Genomic DNA, 5,074 nt, shown 5'->3' with positions numbered 1-5,074 from the left:
TATCTACCGATTTTTAATCTTTGTCTTATTATTGAAAACAATGAACATCCATAGTATGGATTTTCACAGATTCAATAACCTGAAACACAACTGCATTTATCAAGGCATTCTATATCTATCTATCTCTATACCAAAGAACGTCCAGCCGAGGAATTATCACCATCTCATACAACTTTTTACATCCCGCGCCCGCTGCCAGAAAATATTCAACCCCATCAAGTTTTAAGCTCAGAAGATTACCAACAAATTAAAATTTTACTGAAAAGACGGGATGATTTAATTCGTTTTTATCAAGATAGAGAACTGAAAGAATCTCAGGATTTAGTTAGTTTAAAATCCCATATTAAACGCTATCTATCCCTCCAATATCCTCGCCTATGGAAAATTATTAAAAGTTTACTCCGTTGGCGAAAGTGACCTGAGAAAAAATCCCTACTTTCCCATCAGAGAGAGTAGGGAATAATCAAAAAAACTGACTGGGAACTTAGCCTAATAACTGGGTAGCACGGGTAGTTAAAGCATTGGCAGTTAAACCATTATAGGCCATAATTTCCCCGGTGCTGGCGGTGGTTTCTCCCCGTTTCCAAGCGAAGACATCCCGACGCGCATTACTGCGTAACATAATCGGTTCTAACATGGCGCTTGTACCACCGGTTACTCCGATTAAAGCATCACCGGCAAAGAGACTGTCAAAACCAGCATCATCGAGGAAATTATTATCCGCTTGCGAGCTAGTTTCACTCATCACATCGCTAGGACGGTAGAGACGACGGGGATTAATTACCGAGACGATTTTTACACCGATTCCCGCTGCTTCTAACTGTTGTGCAGACTCAAAGACGGGTAATAAAGTCATATCACCAATGACGGCAAAAACGACTTTTTTACTGCCTTCCGATTCCTGGAGAATTACGCCGCCTTTTTCTAAAGCTTGACGGGTTTGCTCAAAGGTGGTTCGCACCGGTAAAGGCGATTTACTAGCGGTGATTGTAATGCCTTTATTGCTGGTTCCTAACGCCCATTCATAACAGACTTGAATACTGTTAGCATCGCAGGGAAAGAGAGGAAAAATATTGCCATTTCGCATCATAGCGGCGAAATAATTTTCAATCTCTGGGCGTTGGTGTGTCCAACCATTACGCCCTTGCTCCAAGGCTCCGGCGGTGAATAAAGTAATAGTAGAAGGGGTGGGACGACGTAATTCGGCCATCGCTTGGGTTACAGTCTGCCAAATCGGTAAACCATTGATAGCAAAAGACTCGTAGGAACACCATAAAGTCCGCGCTCCCAAGAGAGATAAAGCGACGGCTAATCCAGCACAGGCATCCTCGCTTAAAGGCTCATAAACTTGACCGTTAGGTGCTTGGAAATAGGTATCATCGCTGGTGGGGTGAATAATCTTTAAACCGACGTTAATATTATTAATTCCCGAAGCGGCATTACCATCAGCATTAGTGACAACAAAATTGGGGTCAGCTTTACCCACAGCTACCACTAATTCCCCCATAGCAGTGGTGGCTACTTTTTTATCTCCACCCACAGTATATTCCGTCATCGGTAAGGTTCCTAAATCCGGCAGCGGGAAGACTTTTTCCGTTACCACTGTTTCCACTGCCGAACCGCCTCCAGAGCGCTCGAAATTAGTACGAACAATTGCCCAAGCTTCAGGGGGTAAAGCGCGTTCTTGTAAGGCAGTAACGATATAATCTTTTTCTAAAGAATCTCCTGGATAAAGATTATGGGAAGCCGCTCCCCGTTTGTGAACTCCCGCCCCTTTAAGTTGTTTAATAATGATCACCGTTAGTTTACCACCTAGGGCTAATTGGGCGGCTTTATCCGTGGCCATTAACACCGCTTTCATGAACTCTAGACGCTGGTTAAAAGAGAATTTGGTGCTATCTACATATTCCCCATTTTGATTAGCATCATCGAAGTCTTTAGCATTAATGAGAATCACTTCCTCGAAACCATTACCGCGCCAATAGGCTTCCATTTCGGCGTTAGTTTTCAGGGACACCATGCTATGGTGTTCTTGGGAATAGCCATTCCAAACTAAAATCGGCAGAAAATTGGTAATTTCAGGGTAAGCAGTGTGAAAATGACCAAAACTACTCATAATGTAGGGTTCTCCTAAACCACCATCCCCGATAGTCACAGGGAAAAGGGTATTAGGGTGTAATTTGGCCGCCGCCATGGCGAAATGTTGGCCTTGGCCCAGAGGACCAGCCGGCCCGAGCAGTCCGGGGATTTGTCCGGAAAGATGCCCTAAAAGTCCGTGTTTTTCCCGAAAACGTTCTCCCAATTGGCTGACGTTGCTGATGCCCATGGCTTCCAGAGAGCGATCGAGAAAGACGTTACTATAAAAACCGGGGGCATGATGCCCCACTTCGGTGAAAATATTTTTCTGGCCTAACATCATCAAAGAGGCAATCACGTCGGCAGCACTGGCAAAACCGCCGGGGTGTCCCGATTCTTTGGTAGCGGTGATTTGTAGGGTGAGGTAACGCAAAGCATCGGCGGCTAGGAGGGTTTGATAGATAGCATTCGGGTCATTAGCGGCAATAATAGCGGTTTTTCCCTCAGCGATAGCGGCTTTTCCTGCATATTTATCAAATTCGGGTAAGGAACCCCCAAAATATTTTATCCCTTGACAAAAATCGGGAATTGTGCTAGTAGCTGTCATAAAATTAATATACCCCTTTACATACAGGCAATCATTAAAACTATCTTACAGTTAGCGGTAACTCTCGATAGATGCGATATTACAGGGGGTTTCCATCGGCGATCGACTATTTGTGCTACACTGATCGCCAATGTTAACGATAAAATTAATCCTATTGATCATGTTAAATAGCAACCAATTACAGGATTTAATCAGTAAATCCCTACGTTATCTATTAATTATCGGCACTATTGCCCCCCTAACTTCCTTAGAAGCCCGCCCAGTCCAAGCCACTCCTCCGAGTAGTCCTACACCCGCTCAAGAGGCGATTGCTCCTATCCCCGCAGAAAGCAAAGAGTACACCCTAGGAGAAGGAGATAAAGTCCGCGTCACCGTTTACCAAGTCGCGGATTTAAGCGGCGATTTCCTCGTTTTAGCCGATGGAACCCTGACTTTACCTCTGATTGGTAGCGTCAAAGTGGAGGGAATGACCGTCACCGAAGCCGGCCAAACCTTGGCCAAACGTTACACCACCTATCTCAAACGTCCCGTGGTTACTGTTAGCATTCTCACTCCCCGGCCTCTGCAAATCGCCATCGCGGGGGAAGTCAATCGTCCGGGTACTTATACAATTAACCCCGAACAAAGCCAAAAAACGCCCCTATTGACCGAAATAATCCGGCAAGCGGGGGGAGTGACTACGGTGGCCGATATTGGTCAAGTTCAAATCCGACGCAACCTCAAGGGACAAGAACAGCTAATTCAAGCGAATCTCTGGCAATTAATCCAAAAAGGCGATACAACCCAAGATATTAGCCTTAGAGATGGTGATAGCATCGTTATTCCCACTAAAACGACCCTTAGCGTCGGGGAAGTCAATCAATTAGCCGATGCCAATTTTGGACTAGATAGCGATCGAGAAATTAATGTTACTGTGGTGGGAGAAGTTTATCGTCCGGGGTCCCATCGTATTGTCCCCACTGCCAACAATAACAATAACAATAATAATGACCAAGAGCGCGGCGGCACCAGGAAACCGGCCCGACTAACCCAAGCTATCCAACAAGCGGGAGGCATCAAACCTCTTGCCGATATCCGACAGGTGCAAGTGCTGCGTTATACTCGTGACGGTTCCCAGCAGAAAATACCCGTAGATCTGTGGAGTTTGCTCGAAAAAGGTGATATGACTGGCGATATCTTTCTTCAAGAAGGGGATACGGTGATTATCCCCACCGCTACTGAAATCTCGGCCAAGGAATCGGAAACCCTAGCATCGGCTAGTTTTGCCCCTAAGACTATTAACGTGAAAGTGGTCGGGGAAGTGGTCAAACCGGGGACAATTGAAGTTCCCCCCAATACCCCTCTCAATCAGGCAATTTTAACCGCAGGAGACTTTGATAAGCGTCGCGCCAATCAGTCCACAGTGGAATTAATTCGTCTCAATCCTAACGGAACCGTCACCAAAACCTCAATTAATATCGATTTTTCCCAGGGTATCAACGAGAAAACTAACCCGATTCTCCGCAATAATGATGTGGTTGTGGTTCATCGTAACAGTCTGGCCTCTGCTACCGACACCCTCGGCACGGTTTTAAGTCCCTTTACTGGTCTGACAGGCCTCTTCAACGGATTTTTTAATCTTTTCCGTTAAAAAAGTTCACTTTAACCCGATGTCATTGGCTAAGTAATCGAGCTAATAATAGATATAGAAACGGCGAAAAGTCGTGAGCGTTCACGGCTTTTCTGTCCGATAGACTCAGGAAAGAAAACTATGATTTTTCTCCTTACTCTAGCCCTCATCGCCCTGTCGATTAGCTATAATGTTCACGGCGAAATAATTAGCCTCAGTACCCGCTTATTAGGTCTTTTTTGTGGCTTGTTAAGTTTGTTCTTTACACCCCTACTGGTAAAAGTTTTTATCCTTGTCACTTTAGTCCTCTTTAGCTGAGATTTTAAACCCTAAACCCGACTAAAACCCTAAGCATACATAACCCATCAAAAAAACTGTTATGCAAAAACGCTATCTCGGTCAGACTAATATAGAAATTACTCCCCTTCTCGTGGGTACTTGGCAAGCAGGAAAAAAGATGTGGGCAGATATTGAAGATGGGGAAAGTACTCAAGCTATTCGTGCCGCTTTTGAGGCAGGAATTACCACTGTAGATACAGCCGAAATCTACGGTGAAGGTCACTCAGAATCGATTGTCGCTCAAGCTTTGGCCGATGTGCGAGAACGAGTAGTTTATGCCACGAAAGTCGGCTCTTCGGTTTTTGTTATGCAATGGACGGGGGTTATAAGGGATGGAACCCTTATATAGAAAGGCATTTAGCGATTTTTGTCAATTGTTTTTTATCTAGAGCGAACTAATCAATTAAGTCTCTTGCCAGATAAGGATTTAGTCGATTTATGCC

General features: G+C 44.9%; 3 protein-coding genes and 2 pseudogenes. 4 read left to right on the top strand and 1 reads right to left on the bottom strand.

Features of this window, described 5'->3' with window-relative positions:
- Positions 1–417 (top strand): annotated as a pseudogene (locus tag IQ242_RS26290) (2OG-Fe(II) oxygenase); the annotation flags it as partial.
- 67 nt (positions 418–484) lie between these two features.
- Here IQ242_RS26290 and IQ242_RS16445 read toward each other — a convergent pair.
- Positions 485–2,683, bottom strand: coding sequence for a phosphoketolase (locus IQ242_RS16445; protein ID WP_193960703.1), 2,199 nt, complete (start codon positions 2,681–2,683; stop codon positions 485–487).
- Between the two features lie 130 nt (positions 2,684–2,813).
- Here IQ242_RS16445 and IQ242_RS16440 point away from each other — a divergent pair, with 130 nt between their 5' ends.
- The 3 genes and pseudogenes from IQ242_RS16440 to IQ242_RS16430 form a co-directional block, all read left to right on the top strand.
- Positions 2,814–4,313, top strand: coding sequence for a polysaccharide biosynthesis/export family protein (locus tag IQ242_RS16440; protein ID WP_193960702.1), 1,500 nt, complete (start codon positions 2,814–2,816; stop codon positions 4,311–4,313).
- 120 nt (positions 4,314–4,433) lie between these two features.
- The gene (locus IQ242_RS16435; protein ID WP_193960701.1) at positions 4,434–4,610 is read left to right on the top strand and encodes a hypothetical protein; all 177 of its coding nucleotides are present in this window, start codon (positions 4,434–4,436) and stop codon (positions 4,608–4,610) included.
- A 61-nt stretch (positions 4,611–4,671) separates the two neighbouring features.
- A pseudogene (locus tag IQ242_RS16430) lies at positions 4,672–4,920 on the top strand (aldo/keto reductase); the annotation flags it as partial.
- Positions 4,921–5,074 lie beyond the last annotated feature (154 nt).

Source organism: Microcystis sp. LEGE 08355 (assembly GCF_015207185.1).
Classification (GTDB): domain Bacteria; phylum Cyanobacteriota; class Cyanobacteriia; order Cyanobacteriales; family Microcystaceae; genus Microcystis; species Microcystis panniformis.
The sequence above is the reverse complement of the archived record's forward strand: the minus strand, read 5'-3'. Positions and strand labels throughout refer to the sequence as shown.